At 38.7% G+C, this 15,980-nt stretch carries 15 protein-coding genes; 11 read left to right on the top strand and 4 right to left on the bottom strand.

Features of this window, described 5'->3' with window-relative positions:
• Nucleotides 1–109: 109 nt before the first annotated feature.
• The 8 genes from FD29_RS05880 to FD29_RS05845 all read left to right on the top strand — a co-directional run bounded on the left by FD29_RS05880 (nucleotide 110) and on the right by FD29_RS05845 (nucleotide 8,071).
• Nucleotides 110–1,063 carry a sugar-binding transcriptional regulator gene (locus FD29_RS05880; protein WP_057888024.1) on the top strand — a complete coding sequence of 318 codons (954 nt, stop codon included), beginning with the start codon at nucleotides 110–112 and terminating at the stop codon, nucleotides 1,061–1,063.
• A gap of 413 nt (nucleotides 1,064–1,476) precedes the next feature.
• Nucleotides 1,477–2,451 carry an efflux RND transporter periplasmic adaptor subunit gene (locus FD29_RS05875; protein ID WP_057888023.1) on the top strand — a complete coding sequence of 325 codons (975 nt, stop codon included), beginning with the start codon at nucleotides 1,477–1,479 and terminating at the stop codon, nucleotides 2,449–2,451.
• Nucleotides 2,452–2,464: 13 nt separating this feature from the next.
• Complete coding sequence (locus tag FD29_RS05870; protein WP_057888022.1) at nucleotides 2,465–3,142, top strand: ABC transporter ATP-binding protein; 678 nt, start codon at nucleotides 2,465–2,467, stop codon at nucleotides 3,140–3,142.
• Nucleotides 3,135–4,286: an ABC transporter permease gene (locus FD29_RS05865; RefSeq protein ID WP_057888021.1), complete on the top strand. Its 1,152-nt coding sequence runs from the start codon at nucleotides 3,135–3,137 to the stop codon at nucleotides 4,284–4,286. Before FD29_RS05870 ends, FD29_RS05865 begins: the two co-directional genes overlap by 8 nt.
• 8 nt (nucleotides 4,287–4,294) lie before the next feature.
• Nucleotides 4,295–4,747 (top strand): hypothetical protein, encoded by a 453-nt coding sequence (locus FD29_RS05860; RefSeq protein WP_057888020.1) that lies wholly within the window; start codon nucleotides 4,295–4,297, stop codon nucleotides 4,745–4,747.
• Nucleotides 4,748–4,832: 85 nt separating this feature from the next.
• Complete coding sequence (locus tag FD29_RS05855) at nucleotides 4,833–5,321, top strand: prolyl-tRNA synthetase associated domain-containing protein (RefSeq protein ID WP_057888019.1); 489 nt, start codon at nucleotides 4,833–4,835, stop codon at nucleotides 5,319–5,321.
• A gap of 201 nt (nucleotides 5,322–5,522) precedes the next feature.
• Complete coding sequence (locus tag FD29_RS05850; protein WP_057888018.1) at nucleotides 5,523–7,217, top strand: FAD-dependent oxidoreductase; 1,695 nt, start codon at nucleotides 5,523–5,525, stop codon at nucleotides 7,215–7,217.
• Nucleotides 7,218–7,309: 92 nt separating this feature from the next.
• On the top strand, nucleotides 7,310–8,071 hold the full coding sequence (locus FD29_RS05845) for a hypothetical protein (RefSeq protein ID WP_057888017.1): 762 nt from the start codon (nucleotides 7,310–7,312) through the stop codon (nucleotides 8,069–8,071).
• Nucleotides 8,072–8,210: 139 nt separating this feature from the next.
• Here FD29_RS05845 and FD29_RS05840 read toward each other — a convergent pair whose 3' ends face one another.
• From FD29_RS05840 to FD29_RS05825, 4 genes are all read right to left on the bottom strand, one after another.
• Nucleotides 8,211–9,905, bottom strand: a complete 1,695-nt coding sequence (locus FD29_RS05840; protein ID WP_057888016.1) for a phosphoenolpyruvate carboxykinase (ATP) — start codon at nucleotides 9,903–9,905, stop codon at nucleotides 8,211–8,213.
• Between the two features lie 595 nt (nucleotides 9,906–10,500).
• Entirely contained in the window at nucleotides 10,501–11,640 is a 1,140-nt protein-coding gene (locus FD29_RS05835) for a trans-sulfuration enzyme family protein (RefSeq protein WP_057888015.1), read from the bottom strand.
• Nucleotides 11,641–11,890: 250 nt separating this feature from the next.
• The gene (locus FD29_RS05830) at nucleotides 11,891–12,550 is read right to left on the bottom strand and encodes a histidine phosphatase family protein (RefSeq protein WP_057888014.1); all 660 of its coding nucleotides are present in this window, start codon (nucleotides 12,548–12,550) and stop codon (nucleotides 11,891–11,893) included.
• Nucleotides 12,551–12,596: 46 nt separating this feature from the next.
• On the bottom strand, nucleotides 12,597–13,247 hold the full coding sequence (locus FD29_RS05825) for a histidine phosphatase family protein (protein WP_057888013.1): 651 nt from the start codon (nucleotides 13,245–13,247) through the stop codon (nucleotides 12,597–12,599).
• A gap of 112 nt (nucleotides 13,248–13,359) precedes the next feature.
• Here FD29_RS05825 and FD29_RS05820 point away from each other — a divergent pair, with 112 nt between their 5' ends.
• From FD29_RS05820 to FD29_RS05810, 3 genes are all read left to right on the top strand, one after another.
• Nucleotides 13,360–13,980: an NAD(P)-dependent oxidoreductase gene (locus FD29_RS05820; RefSeq protein WP_057888012.1), complete on the top strand. Its 621-nt coding sequence runs from the start codon at nucleotides 13,360–13,362 to the stop codon at nucleotides 13,978–13,980.
• Nucleotides 13,981–14,458: 478 nt separating this feature from the next.
• Nucleotides 14,459–15,028, top strand: a complete 570-nt coding sequence (locus FD29_RS05815; protein WP_057888011.1) for a sunset domain-containing protein — start codon at nucleotides 14,459–14,461, stop codon at nucleotides 15,026–15,028.
• Nucleotides 15,025–15,855: a DNA/RNA non-specific endonuclease gene (locus FD29_RS05810; RefSeq protein WP_371862728.1), complete on the top strand. Its 831-nt coding sequence runs from the start codon at nucleotides 15,025–15,027 to the stop codon at nucleotides 15,853–15,855. Before FD29_RS05815 ends, FD29_RS05810 begins: the two co-directional genes overlap by 4 nt.
• Nucleotides 15,856–15,980 lie beyond the last annotated feature (125 nt).

Genomic DNA, 15,980 nt, shown 5'->3' with positions numbered 1-15,980 from the left:
GTTTCCTTTAAGTGAACCCTCATAATCTATCAAGATTATGAGGGTTTTGTCTTACCCTATATTAATTTGTGATATAGTAAACTTGACTAGTATCAAAGGAGTCTTATTTATGGAAGATACAGAATCTAAACGTATTCGACAAGCATTGCGGGTAGCTAGATATTACTTTGAAAGTAATTATGACCAGAGCAGGATAGCAAAAGAAATGGGACTTTCTCGTCCAACAGTGTCAAGACTTCTTCAATTTGCTAGAGATAATGGTTATGTTCAAATAAAAATAGTGGATCCGTTTGATGATGCTTCAACTATGGAAGCAGAACTTGCAGAAAAGTATTCATTGAATAAGGTGATTGTTACTTATTCACCATCTAGCGATTACCAGACAATAATAAAGGCATTGGGTAAATCGTCTGCAGATTATCTGGAAAGTATTGTTAAAGATGGTGACTCAATCGGTGTCACATGGGGACATACAATGAGTGAACTTGCTAAGAATCTTTCGCCAAAAAATAATAACCAGGAAAACGTAAAAGTTGTTCAATTAAAGGGCGGGGTAACCCATTCAGAAACTAATAACTTTGCGCGAGAGATTATCTCTGAGTTTGCAGACGCATTTCATACAACTGCCGAAAGTCTCCCTTTACCGGTTATTTTTGATAATGCGGAAACAAGTAAGTTAGTCCTTCAAGACAAACATACGCAATATATTATGAATGAAGGCCGCAAGACTAATATTGCGGTATATACGGTGGGAACCGTTCGAGATGATGCTATGCTGTTTAATCTTGGTTACTTGAACGATAAAGAAGTAAAAACCCTTAAAAGGGATGCAGTCGGTGACATTAGTTCGCGATTCATCAACTCAGATGGTAAAATTGCAAACCAAGCAATCAATCAGCGTACAATCGGTATTGCACTTGATGATTTAAAAGATAAGGAATATTCAATTTTAATTGCAGGTGGCGAACAAAAGACTAATTCTATTAAAGCAGCATTAAAGGGTGGATACCCAAATGTACTAATTACAGATGAGACAACAGCAAGAAGTTTGCTGGAAAATTGATCGACAATTCTAAAAATGAATATTTTATAAAAGCCCAGGTATACCTAGGCTTTTTTGTTTTTAAAAATAAATTACATATTGAAATACTTAGTCGAGAGTGAGAACAATTCGGGGCTCAAGTTCACTCCGTAGTATTCTAATTTCTAATATTTCCAAATGGACGATGACAGTGCACTGAATACAAATTATTATTATAGGTAAGAACAAAAAATAAATCACAAAATTATCAGATACCATTTAAAAACTTTGTAAGCGCCAACGAGGTTGGTACTATTCAATTTAATGAAATTAGGGGAATTCTAGCAATAAAAACCGCTTTAAATTTTTGTTTAGAACCATTGACAGTACGCCAATTTTTGTCTAGTTTAAGACTGTTATGCTATTTAAGATAAGCAAATTTAGGGAGACTATTTATGAAAAAAATTAAAATTGCCATTTGGGGTATTAATGTTATTTTAATTGCCGTTATCCTTTTTCTAGTTTTAGGAAATGGTATGAAGAACGATACAACTAATAATTACAAGACTTATACCGTTCAACGTGATAACGCTGATTACTTCAACGGAATTGTCCAAGAAAATGACAAACACGCTGTCAGTGATCAACCAAAATCAGAAGACGAAACTTTAACAGCTACTCACGTTATGAGCGGTCAAAAAGTTACTAAAGGTCAAGTATTGTTCACTTTCAGTCGTGACATGAGCAGTGACATTGCCAGTGTCAACGCTGAGATTCAACAAGCACAACTTGCTATCCAAGCATACAGTTCTAACACTGCTACAAGTACTACTACTTCAACTGATGCAGCCAGTGCTGCCGAGGCTCAACAAACAGCCCAACAGACTGCTACTGCCAACAAGATCGAATTGAGCAAGGACCAAGCAGCTCTTGCTGAAGCTCAAGCTAAATTGGCTAAATTGAACCAAGCTCAAAGCCGTACAGTTGTTGCACCTATCAGTGGTACATACTTCAAAGACGAAGCTGGTAGAAGTTTCATTTACGGAACTCCAGTTATTGAAGGTAACGTCAACGAATACAGCCTAGATAAGATCAAAGTGGGTGGCGAAGTTACAGTTATCAAGAACAACGGTCAAAAGATCTCTGGTAACTATGAACAAAAAGATGTTATTCCATACAGTACTCAAAATGTTTCTTACTATCACTTCCGTGTAGCTACTGAAGATAAGCTTCCATACGGTATGCATGTTCAAATCAAGACAGCATCAGATGGTTACAAGATTCCTTCAAAAGCAATTTGGAAGAAGAACACTGTTTACGTCTTGAAGAATGACAAGAAGCACAAGCGACACGTAACCATGACTAAGAAAGATCAAGAATATTACGTTATCGATGGGCTTAAAGCTGGCGACAAGCTAGTTTTAAAATAAGGCGGTGAAATAAATGCTTAAAGTTACTGATGTAGGAAAATCCTACGGCAAATTCACTGTTTTGAAAAACATCGATTTGGAAGTCGCTGATGGCGAGTTTTTGGCTATCATGGGACCTTCCGGATCTGGTAAATCGACTTTGATCAATATTTTAGGGTTGTTGGATCAAAGTTATACGGGTGAGTATTTGCTCGAAGGTAAAGATTATAAAGACGTTAGTGATAATGAATTATCGCAAATTCGTGGCGATCAACTAGGATTTGTTTTCCAAAATTTCAAATTATTAACGACTTATAATGTTTATGAAAATATTGAAGTACCACTGGTTTACAGTAAAAAAGCCCAAAATAACAAGAATGCTTTGATTGCTGATGTGATTGAAAAAGTTGGTTTGACTGGCAAAGAAAAGAATTTACCTAGCGAACTATCAGGTGGTCAACAACAACGTGTAGCGATTGCCCGTGCAATTGTGAACCGTCCTAAGTTGATCATTGCGGATGAACCAACTGGTGCTTTGGATTCTAAGACCAGCAAGGAAATCATGAATATCTTTACTAAACTGAATAAAGCCGGAACGACGATCATCATGGTTACTCATGATAGCGAGGTTGCTGACTACGCAATGCGTACAGTTTATATTCGTGACGGTCAACTATATAACGATGAAAAGAGTGTGAGAAATCATGACTGATAAAATTATGATCGCATTCAAATCAATCGGTAAGAACAAAAATAGAAACTTCCTAACAATGCTTGGAATTATTATCGGTATTGCCAGTGTTATTTGTATTTTGGCTATCGGGGATGGCTTTGCCCACACAGTTACTAAAGGCATGGGTAATCACAATACTCGTAATAAGGTTATCTTACAGTGGCAACCAACGTCTGATTACAATACGGATGGTGGCTTTACTCAAAACGATGCTTCGGCTTTGGCAAAAATTCCTGGTGTCGATCATGTAAAATTGGCCAGCAGCGTCACAGAGGCTGGAGCTAAAGTTACTTATAGAACTAAGAAGACTTCGATTGGTTTGAACAAACAACCTAAACATTTGAAGTTGATCAAGGGAACTTACTTCACAATGACAGGAGCTTCCAACGGAATTTATATTTCGGAAGATTTGGCTCAAAAGTTGTTCAAAGAAAATGCACTTAATCGTTTGATTACAGTTAATGGTACAGTTTTTGTCGTTCAAGGTATTTATCGTATCAGCAACATGAATTACCGTCCAGACGCATACGTGGCTAAAACAACTTTCAAGCAACTCTTTGCTAGTCAGATTTCACGTGATCAAGCTAAGCTTTACGTCCAAGCGGATGCCAATAAGAAACAGATCGGTAAAACGGCTGTTAAACGTATGAAGCAGATGGGTGAAGAAAAGAAGACTGGTAAATATTCAGTTTCTCATCCAGATCAAATTAGTAAACAATTTACAAGAATTCTCAATGATATCACTTACTTTATTGCCTTTATCGCTGGAATCTCACTATTGATCGCCGGTATTGGGGTTATGAATGTGATGTATATTACCGTGTCGGAACGTCGTAAAGAAATTGGTATCCGTCGTGCTTTTGGTGCAACCTCAAGTGATATTAGAAACCAATTCTTGATTGAAAGTGTTGTTCTCTGTGTTATCGGTGGAATCATCGGTATCATTATAGGGTATCTATTCGTTTCAATTATCAATGCGTTCTTACCATTCAAGGCTATTATTACGCCATACGCTTTAATCTTATCGTTATCAGTTTCAACGGCAGTTGGTTTGATCTTCGGATTTATTCCATCTAATAAAGCTGCTAAATCAGAATTAGTTGGACTATTGAAAGAAGAGTAGGGGAAATTATGAAAAATTTATATAAAATGGACGGATTAACAGCATTAGGTACGATTTTGATCAGTATCTTTATGACTGTGATCCAAATGATTGTTTCAGATCCTAGTGCCGCAAGCATGCCACAAATGGGTAAATGGTTAAAACTATTGATTTATGTTGTCGGTGCAGTGGTTACTTTTGCGGTTGCTTACTGGTTGTTCACATTGTTGTTGAAAAACAATGACAACTACAAGATCAAATTAGTTATCAATATGGCAATCGGTTTGACGATCGTTGCTCTGTTAGTCACAGTCGTTTACTTGATTGCTGGCAAAACTAATATTTGGGTCAGCGGATTAGCTGGGTTCATTGGTTTTGGTAGTATGGCTGCTTTGAACTGGAAGTTCTTAGAAGTATCTCAATCAGATAAAATTAAAATTAGTGTTCTAACATGTATTTGGTTCTTGTTATCATTGATTTAAACCTAATAGACCCACTGAGAATTGTTCTCAGTGGGTCTATTTTTTTGATAGAATTAAATTAAATATAGCTTTATGGGGGAAAATAATGAGTCCATTTGAACAAGTTAAAGCAGAATTAGCCAAACTAGATGTTGATTATGATTTAGTTGAACATCCACCAGTGTATACGACTGAAGTAGCTGACCAATATATCAAAGGTAAAGTCGGTGTACGAACGAAGTCGCTGTTTTTGACGGACAAGAAGAAACATCATTTTTACTTAGTATTTATGGATGACGACAAACGTTTGGATATGAATCACTTTGCCGAGATTGTTGGTCAAAAACATATCAAATTTGCTTCTGAAGCTAGTTTGATGGAGAAATTGGGCTTGAAACCAGGTTTCGTATCGATTTTTGGCTTGCTGAATAACAAAGAAAAAGATGTTCAAGTGTATTTTGAAAAAGATATTGTTGGTGATATTCCGTTGACTTTCCACCCTAATGACAATACTAAAACAATGTTCGTGATGATGGACGGTTTGAAAAAATTCTTAAAAGATCAAGGTTTTGAGTACCAAATCATTACAATGTAAAAAGACCTCCAATAACGACAAGTTTGTTGGTTCTAAGTTGCTCTCACAGCGTTCCAGCAATCCACCAGGATTTCATGGAAGACGGAAGTGAACAGCCAAACTTGAAAAAGAGCCAGTTTGTTCGTAAAACTGTCAGTTGTTAGGGGATTTTTACTATAATGAAGGTAGCTTTAGACTTTATGAAAAAGGGGATTGTGGCTTATGGATAACCGAAAAATAGTGATCGTAGGCGGTGTCGGCGGTGGTGCTTCAGCGGCTGCCAGAGCTCGTCGATTGGATGAATCGGTTCAGATAACAATGTTTGAAAAGGGACCTGACGTCTCATTTTCTAATTGTTCCTTGCCATATCATTTAAGCGGTCTGATTCCTAATGCGGACGATATTATTTTAAAAACGCCGGAACAGTTTAAGAAACAATACAACATTGACGCTCAAGTTAATTCTGAAGTCGTCGGAATAAATTCGAAACAAAAATTCGTCAGTGTCAAAAGTACTGAGACTGGTGAAATTAAACAAGTTTCCTATGACAAGTTGATTTTATCTCCAGGTGCACAACCAATCATGCCTAAGAGTATTTTGGGCATCGACCAGAAGCAAGTCTTTTCAGTTAGAAATGTCGTTGATATCAAGGCAATTCAAAAGTATTTAACCGAGCATGACGTGACTGATGTAGCGGTGATCGGTGGTGGCTTTATCGGTTTGGAAGTGTGTGAAAACTTAGTCGAAGCCGGTAAGAAAGTATCGGTTATTGAAGCAGCCGAACATGTTTTGGGAACGGTCGACGATGATTTTGCCCAGATGGTCCAAAAAGAACTATATGATCACGGCGTAAATGTAGTCGTTGACGATGGCTTGAGTCGAATCCTTGAGGACAAGGTCCAATTATTCTCTGGGAAAGAAATTCCTGCCCAAGCGGTCATTATGGCTATCGGAGTTAAACCAGAAACTGACTTAGCTCAAAAGGCCGGCTGTGAATTGGGAGTTACTGGGGCCATTGCAGTTGACCACAATTTTGAAACTTCCGTCCCTGATATTTATGCTGTCGGCGATGCGATTGAATTGACTAATATGCAGACAAGACAGAAGACTAAACTAGCTTTGGCTTTCCCCGCTCAAATGGAAGCTCGGGATGCCATCGATCATATTTATGGCCGTTCAAATGCCAACAAAGGCGTTATTGGAACTCAAGTGATCCACCTTTTGGATATCAATGTTGCTTCGACCGGATTGACGGAAACAGTTTGTCAAAAGAATAATATTGAGTATCGTTGTGCGACTGTCATTCCACAAAATCGTGTCAGTGTAATGCCAGATACTTCACCAATTTTTATGAAGTTGATTTTCAGTTACCCTGGCGGTGAAATTTTGGGAGCACAAGCATTGGGAAAGTCAGATATTGATAAACAGATCGATGTTATCGCGACGATGATTACGATGCACGGGCACGTTTCTGATTTGACGCATTTGGAATTAGCTTATTCGCCATGGTTCAGTACTGCTAAAAATGCTGTCAATATCGTTGGTTTAGTGGCTGAAAATATTTTGAACGATGAGTATCGTCAAGTTCCTATTACTAAAGTACGTTCACTTGTCGAACAAGATGCTTTCATTATTGATGCTAGAGAACCTGAAGAATACGTCGCGGGTCACATTAAAATCTCGCACAACATTCCTTTGAGTCAATTCCGTCAACGTCTCACTGAAATACCGACTGATCGACCAGTCTATGTTCACTGTCAGTCGAGTCAACGCAGTTACAATATGGTCAGAGCGTTGGATAACTTGGGTTACACTAACATCACAAATATTTCCGGTTCCTATTTGGAACTTTGCATGTACGAATATTTCCGGGACCAGACGACTGCTCGCGAACCAATCGTGACGAGTTATTTATAAAATAGAAATAAAGATTTCAGTTAAATATATAAAATAATCGCGGTACAACAGTGTCTCAACCCATGCGATAATGGCAAACGAGGAGAACTGCGATGAGAAAAACACTAATAGTTTTAGCTTTGTTAGTATTTGTTTTACCGCTATCGGCATATAGCGTCCACGCCTTAGATTCCACGGTCCGTTATCAATCACGAACTGAAATGCGGAAGACTAAAAAGACTTTGCAACGCAATCGAAAAATATGGAAGAAATCGACTGCCAAAGCTGATGTGATCAGTAGTGATGGCTTTGACAGTGAAAATGAGTATGTCAGTACCTCATTGGACCAGTTGAAAAATCACAACCAAGCTTTGATAAAGGGCACGGTCTATAAATTACAGAAGATGTCCAGTCCTCAAAATATGGCTTATACTAAGGCGACAATTCACGTCGATAAAGTTATCAGTGGCGATAGGACCTTGCAAGGACGGGATGTCTACGTGGCTTTCAGCGGTGGTTTAGTATCGTTTGATCGTTGGTATGCCAATATGAGCAAGCCCAAAGATAGTAATCATGAAATTTTTGTAAAAAATGACGAATTTCCCATGCCAAGTATCGGATCTAAAGTTATTACAGGTTTAGTTCCCAATCATTTGGATGAGGCGACGGAATACAACGACTCCTTGAAACAGAGTGGTTTTACGATCAAGAACTCATATGCCTTGGATATTCCTAGATATAATTTTTGGATCAAACGGCCAAAGGATAAGCGGTATAAGCTGAATAATCCTAAAATCGTCAAGAAAAATAACGATTTAACTAAGGAACTACAGAAACTAACTAAGCAGATCAATCGAAAATATAATCATATGTAAACTAAACAGGCCATCCAATTTTCTGGATGGCCTGTTTTTTATGAATATTATATGGTTATGGTTTGTTATTAATGAGTCACATAGGTCAGTCAGATTACTAGGCAATTGCTCAGAATCTAACCAGCTTATTCCACTCTCTCTAGTTATTCATCAATTCATTCAACAATTCTTGAGCTGACTCATGCAAGCTGGCCTTTGATTTGTCATAGCCTAAGTGAGTATAGATCTCACCGACATAAACACCGTCGTGATAAAGTTTGTTGAAGACTTTGTCGATAATTGGACGTGTCTTTTCTTCCTCTTGAACAGGGCCAAATGGGTTGGCAAAGAAAGTTGTACTCATGCCGACTTCATCAGTTGTACCAAGGGCTTTACGTTTACCAGCGATGAAAGTAGCTTTAGCCTCATCTTCATTAGGGAATTGGTGCAAGCCGATTTCAGCATCGTAGTTGTTAGCGTAAACCCACATATCGATTTCATGGTGTTCTACGACATGCTTGTAAGTGTTGGCAGGCAAGATAACACGGGCATTCTTCAATTCGGGGTTCAAGTAAATACCACGGTCCATATTGTTGAAGGCCACGGAACTGCTCAAATCATCTAATCGAACGAAAGCACCGGTTTCAGTACCTTGCGCGTAGACATTGCCTTTTTCATCGAAGGCAAAACTACCCATGTCGTCAAAAATAGTTTCGATGTTGATGATCTTGTCATCGGCAATTTCTTGCAAAGCTTCGATTGATTCTGACTTTCCGGCACCGGAATCACCGAAGAAGACAACAGACTTAGTCTTACCATTTGAGAAACTGATTCTAACCATTGATCCGTGGATTGGCAAACGGTTTTCGTAGATCATGTGTAAGTTGTGAACTGTCAAACACATCTTCTTCATGTAACCGAAGTAAGTAGTCTTATCGTTGTAAGGAACTTCACCGACCCAGATGTCATTTTCCTCATCATGGTAGTAGTGAGAAACATCGCCTTCAGTTTCTTTGAGACCGAAGAGAATGATTTCGTCAGGTTTCTTGCCAGCGATACTTGCTTCATCAGCGACTTCAAACAAATTAGCCAAAGCAATACCACTGACAAAGTAGTCGCGGTGGAAGTAGATGAAGGCTAAACTTTCACCAATTTTAGCTGGGAAACAGAACCAGTCTTTTTGTGATCCATCGAATTTGTCGATAGGATTGTCGGCAACAGCACTGAAGACACCTTCACGCTTGTTGCTCTTAGTGTGCATCATCATTGGAGGACGCATCATGATCGTGTCCAAGAAACGGATGCTTTCAAGTGGTTGGTACTTTTTAGGCATATCCCATTTGATTGATTGTGTTAGTACACAAGCATTAGTGCCGGCGTTGATTTGACGGTAAGCACGGTTGGGGAATCCTTGTAGTTTTTCCTCGATAGCACGGTATAAATGAATAACGACTTCATTATAACGATTGTCAATGTTCATAAAATTGCCTTTAACAATGGCACTACTGTGTTTGTTGATTAGAGATACTCTAAAATATGAACGGTAATATGAGTAAAAATCTTCAATACTCTTTAAAATTTGTTCGTTACCATATTTTTCATATGCAGGTTTATCATCGATTAAGATAGCTTTCAAAATATTGATGTATTTATCGGCGGCTAGACCCTCGACTTTATTAGTTATGGCAAGTTGGCTTTCCTTTAGGTAAAGGTCAACTAAATTGTGAAAACCTTGGCTGTTGATCAACTGGAAAATATCTTGAATATATTCCTCATTGTAGTTAATAACGGCAACTGATCGATTGGGATTAGCATAGAATGCTTTAGATTCGATAGCTTCTGGTGAGTTCGACATACGTTAAAGATCTCCTTTCAAATGTGAGCTTAAATAGTATTTTATAGCATTTTTCAGTAAGTAGATAGCTTAAATTAGAATTAATTTAATGTTTGAAATTTTTAAAATAAATATTTTGCTGATATAACAACATTCTAAAATAATGATTTGAAATTTTTTAAATAAAAAATTATTTTATTAAATTATTTGTAATTTAAGAAAAAGAGATGATTTCCGAAATTATTGGTGATTGTTTTCAGAACGGTTCACTGCCGTCTTCCATGAAATTCTGGTGGATTGCTGGAACGCTGTGAGAGCAACTTAGAGCCAATTCTACGAATTGTCTTTAAGCTTGTCTGTCCCTAAGTTGGCAAGGTACGCCAGCTAAGAGACTACCACAGCTGAGCATCCACCAGAATTCCATTCCAGACTAGAAGGTTTAAGGATTTTGGGTCTTGAGATATTAATATAGGCAATTTAATTAAATATCATTAAAAGTTCGAATCATACAAAAATAGACCTTAATTCTTAATTAAGTTAGGAATTAAGATCTTCTTATATTTAAAGTCATTAGTCTAGAAATTCATGGAAGGCTGCAAGTAAAAATAGTTTTGCTTTAAATCTTATCAAAAGCTTGTTTCAAATCACCCAACAAGTCTTCTTCATCTTCCAGACCAACGGAAAGGCGGATCAATTCGTCGGTGATGCCGTTTTGTAAACGAATTTCCCGAGGAATAGCGGCGTGAGTCATTACAGCTGGTACTTCAATCAAGCTTTCAATACCACCTAGACTTTCAGCAAGGTCAATCAATTGTAAGCTTTCAACAAACTTTTTGGCATCCAAGCCTTCATTCAATTCAAAGGAGATCATGGCTCCAAAACCACGCATTTGTTTTTTAGCGATGTCGTAGCCAACTGATTCAGGATTACCGGGATAGTAAATTTTAGCAACTTTGTCATTATTTTCTAGATAATCGTAAACCAATTTGGCATTTTCGTGGTGGATACGCATTCTGGCGCCTAGAGTCTTAATACCACGCATCAATAGCCAACTGTCGTCAGGACCTAAGACGCTTCCGATGGAATTTTGTAAAAAGGCTAAGTCTTCAGCAATTTTTTCATCGTTAGTAACGGCCAAACCAGCTACTACATCACTGTGTCCGCCGAGGTATTTAGTGGCACTGTGAACAACGATATCAACGCCAAGTGTAAGGGGATTTTGGTTGTAAGGTGTGGCAAAGGTGTTGTCGACAATTGTTTTGAGATCGTGAGCTTTCGCAATTTTGGCGACGGCAGCGATGTCGGTGATCTTTAGTAAAGGATTAGTAGGAGTTTCAAAATAAATAGCTTTGGTATTTGGTTGAATGGCAGCTTCAACAGTTTGGAGATCACGGGTATCAACGACACTGAACTCTAAACCAAAGCGTTTGAGAACTTTGTTGACTAAACGGAAAGTTCCACCGTAAACGTCGTTACCGATGATAATGTGGTCGCCACTTGAAAAGAGTGAAAAGACAGCATGAATGGCCGCTGAACCAGAAGCAAAAGCAAAGCCACGTGTTCCGTTTTCAAGGTCGGCGATAAGTTCTTCCAACGCTTGACGGGTTGGGTTGCCAGTTCGGGCGTATTCCCACTTTGGTTGGGCGCCAAGTTCGTGTTGATGGAAAGTAGATGAACGGTAAACAGGGATTGAAACAGCTCCAGTAGTTTTGTCCTCACTGATACCGCCGTGAATAAGTTTTGTGTTAAATTTCATAATAATTCTCCTCGTAAAATATGTTTTTGAGCGTAAAAAAAGGGTGCAAATCGATTGATTTGCACCCTACGCGTGAGTTACCAGTAGTCTAGTTTGATTTTAAGCACCCAAACTGACAGCACGCATAGAATGCGAACTGCAACAACATGATGATGTTTGAGTGTTGAATAAAATCATAACTGTGGCCTCCTAGTAATTGATGTGTTGAGAATATATTAATTCTTTTATTTTGTCAAATGAATATTCTTGATTAACCTAAAACTTTACCATAACTTGTAACGGTGTTTTCACCATTGTCACGTGTCAACATGGTTAAACTAGCATTTCTAGGACTTTGAGTTAAATCAAATTTTCCATGACCGTAACGCTCTGTAATTGAACGAATCGTTGTTCCGTGAGTTACCAAAAGGAATTTATCGCCGTCATGAGCATACTCATCGAGTTTTTCAAAACCACGGTCGACTCTCTCCCAATATTCTTCGGCGTTTTCAGCATTGTCGAATGGATCAGCAGCACGCATGAAATCTCTAGTAGCATCCAAACCATATTTGGCTAGGATATCGGCAAAAGTTCTTTCGCCATGGGGTTGGCCTACGATAAACCAAGCTTCAGCTGAATTCATACCTTCAAAGTAGCCGTAGAATTGTTCTCTGAATTCCATTAACTTTTTAGGATCTAAGTTGTCCTTATTGACGTTTTTGTCGACGATCAGTTTACAAGTATCGATAGCACGTCTAGCGTCGGATGAAAAAGCATCGTTGAAAGGAACATCCTTGAGCGCATCAGCGGTTACTTTGGCAGCTTCTAACCCTTCTGGCGTAAGGGGAGTGTCAGACCAACCTTGCATTTTGTTGTATTGATTAAACCATGTCTTACCGTGACGAACTAAATAAATTTGGTATTTTGCCATTATTGAATAATGTCCTCCTCAATATGTGTAAGTTTAGTTTACTACATTAAATCAAAGATTGATTATACTTAGTTACTTTGTTGATGCCGTTGTCGCGTTCCATGAGCGTCAGACTGGCATTGGCAGGAATATCATTTAATTCGATATCGTCTGTTTTGTAACGGTAAGCTAATCCTAAAATCGTAATACTGTGAGTAACTAAAAGGATTTTGTCGCCGTCGTGAGCGATTTGGTCGAGCTTCTTGAAGCCACGTTCGATTCGGCCCCAATATTCTTTGGAATCTTCGGCATCGTGTAGTGGATCAGCTTCTTTAACGAAGTCCATAGTTGCGTCGAAACCATAATTTTTAACGATGTCGGCGAATGTTCTAGCGTGATGTGGCTTACCAATGGCAAACCATGATTCATCAATGCTACGACCCTCAAAATAACCATAGAATTGTTCACGGAACTCAGATAATTCGTGTGGAACCAAGTGGTTCTTGTTGCGTCGGGTAATGATCCGACAAGTGTCTACTGCCCGCTTCATATCAGAAGTAGTTGCTGCAGCAAAATCGACGTTCTTCAAAGCTTCAGCTGCTTTTTGGGCAACCTCCACGCCATCATTAGTCAAAGGAGTATCTGACCAGTCCTGCATCTTTTCATATTCGTTGTACCAAGTTCTGCCGTGTCTCACTAAATAAATTTGATAAGCCATTAATTTACGCCTCCTAGCACGAACAGTTTACTATAAAGCGAGCCTTTTCCTTAGTGATTTTGCTCGCGGATGTGTAAAGTGAACTTATTGAGTGAATTTGGAGGTAATAGGAATGAAAGTGGCAGTTATTGGCGCTAATGGCAAAGAAGGTTCGATGATCGTCAAAGAAGCTTTGGATCGTGGTTTGGATGTAACTTCGATCGTGCGTGACAGCAAGAAGTCGCCGACAGATAAATACTTAGTTCGTGACTTCAACAGTTTGCAGACAGGGGACTTACAAGGTATTGACGTTTTAGTTGACGCCTTAGGTTTCTTTGGCCCTAATGTTAAAGAGTATGTTCCCGCAATGAAACATTTTATTGAGATTTTACAAGGAACGAAGACACGACTTTTAGTAGTAGGTGGGGCAGGTTCGTTGTATGTCGACCAAGCACACACGAAACAGTTGTACCAACAAGCGGATTTTCCTGAAGCAATCAAAGAACTCAGCCAAGAGATGGGCAATTCTTTAGATGTCGTGCGCCAAAGTAGTCTCAACTGGACCTTCATTAGTCCAGCAGCGATGTTTGATTTCAAAGGACCTAGAACTGGAAAATATATTTTGGCTGGTGAAGAATTGACTTTCGATAAAGATGGTAAAAGCGAGATCAGTTATGCCGACTTTGCGATTGCGATGGTCGACGAAATTATTAATGCCAAGCACCAAAGAGAACGTATCAGTGTCAGATGGTAAAAAGTATCAGTATTCACTAGAGAAATTGGAATTCTAGATTCTTTTTTAAATTTGGATGTTCACTGCCGTCTTCCATGAAATCCCGGCGGATTGCTGGAACGCTGTGAGAGCAACTTAGAGCCAATTACGGTTCAAATTGTCTCTAAGCTTGTCTGTCTCTAAGCTGGCAAGGTACGCCAGCCAAGAGACTACCACGGCTGAGCATCCGCCGGGATTCCATTCCAGACTAAACGGTTTTTTATTTGTTTTACATTAGTAGTGTTAATATTATAGATTCTAATAATTCGATATTTTATTTAAAACAATACTAAAAAGGTCATCCAATTGATTTTTTGGATGGCCTATTAGTATATCTAAATAATTGTATGTAACCGAGGTTGAAAAAGAATCAATCTTAGTGGGTACTGATATTTTTTGGCTTGTGTAAGAGCGTTTTCTTGATTAACATTGAATGGAAAACAAAATAGGGGGTAAAGGGATGATAATAGTAGCTTTAATAGCGGCTTTAATAGTGATTTTTTTTGCCGTCGAAGTATTGAAGAATCATAAAAACCGTTATCGAATCGGTTTATTTTCCGGTATCATGGTACTGCTTTTTGCAATCGGTGGTTTGGTCAATCAAAATCAATCACCGACGAAATTCTCGCAAGTGGCAGTGGCCAAAACGATTAAAAAGGTTACCGCCAAAGATAAATATCAAATAGCTAAGAAAGAAAATGTGGCCTTGGTTGCTAAAAAGAAAAAGCTTTTGAAACAAGAACGAAAACTCAAAAGGCAAAAGAGTAGCATCGTCAAACAAGAAGCAGCTGCTCAAGCAAATCAAGCTGCCGCACAGACACAAGATACTCAACCAACACAAAGTCAGTCGCAATCACAATCTCGGGGAGATATGAATACGGGTGACTCCAAGCAAATCGTTGGAAACGTCAATTCGCATATTTACCACGTACCAGGTCAAAGTGGCTACAATATGAACTCGAAAAATGCCGTTTATTTCAACACGGAACAAGATGCCATCAATGCTGGGTATAGGAGGGCTAAACGCTGATGAAAAAATTGACTAAATTATTGTTGATTATTCTGATGATCCCAACGATGACCGCATATACAGGGCAACAAGTAACTGTTGAGGGAAAAACGCAGACGATCAGCAGTGCAACCTATAAAAAGAAAACGAAGAAGTTAGTCGCCAGCAATAAAAAATTAAAGAAGTCGATCGTTAAAATTCAAAAACGAATCGCCAATAAACAAGCATTTATCGATCAACATACGAACAAACCGGATCAGAATGCAGCCAATACTGACTTAGCAAATTTGGATTATAACGGTACACAGGAAATTATTGTCAATAACAATAATCCGACATTTACTCAGAGTGACTTGAGTACGGTCAACGGTCCTTGGCAAAAGTATGGCGACTTGGACAATTACAACCGAGTAACTTCGGCTAATGCTTTGTTGAATGTTTCCTTGATGCCAACGGCAAAGCGGCAACCATTGCATTGGAACCCAACAGGCTGGCACAACAAGAAAATCAGTTCTGGTTGGTTGTATAATCGCAGTCATTTGATCGGTTATCAGTTGACTGGTCAAAACAATAATCCTAAAAATTTGATGACCGGAACACGTTCGTTGAATAGTCCTGAAATGCTAGCGCACGAAATGGACATTGCTTATTATTTGAAACAAAGCAGCAGTCACTACATCAGATATCGAGTTACACCAATATTTAGAGGCAGCGAGTTATTGCCTCGTGGTGTTCAAATGGAGGCTCAATCAGTCGGTGATAATGCAGTTCACTTTAATGTCTATATCTTCAATGTCGAATCAGGAGTCACGTTGAACTATACAGACGGAACTAGCCAAGTAGGATAGAGAGCGGAACAAGCTGGTTAAATACAATTGTTTATATATATACTAAATAGGCCATCCAAAAAATTAACAGGATGGCCTATTTTAGTAGTGCGCCCGGCATGGGCGCTAACTTGGTGGCGAAAGTC

It is taken from the genome of Companilactobacillus mindensis DSM 14500, assembly GCF_001434275.1.
GTDB classification, from domain to species: Bacteria; Bacillota; Bacilli; order Lactobacillales; family Lactobacillaceae; genus Companilactobacillus; species Companilactobacillus mindensis.
This window is presented reverse-complemented; position numbering and strand designations above follow the sequence as displayed.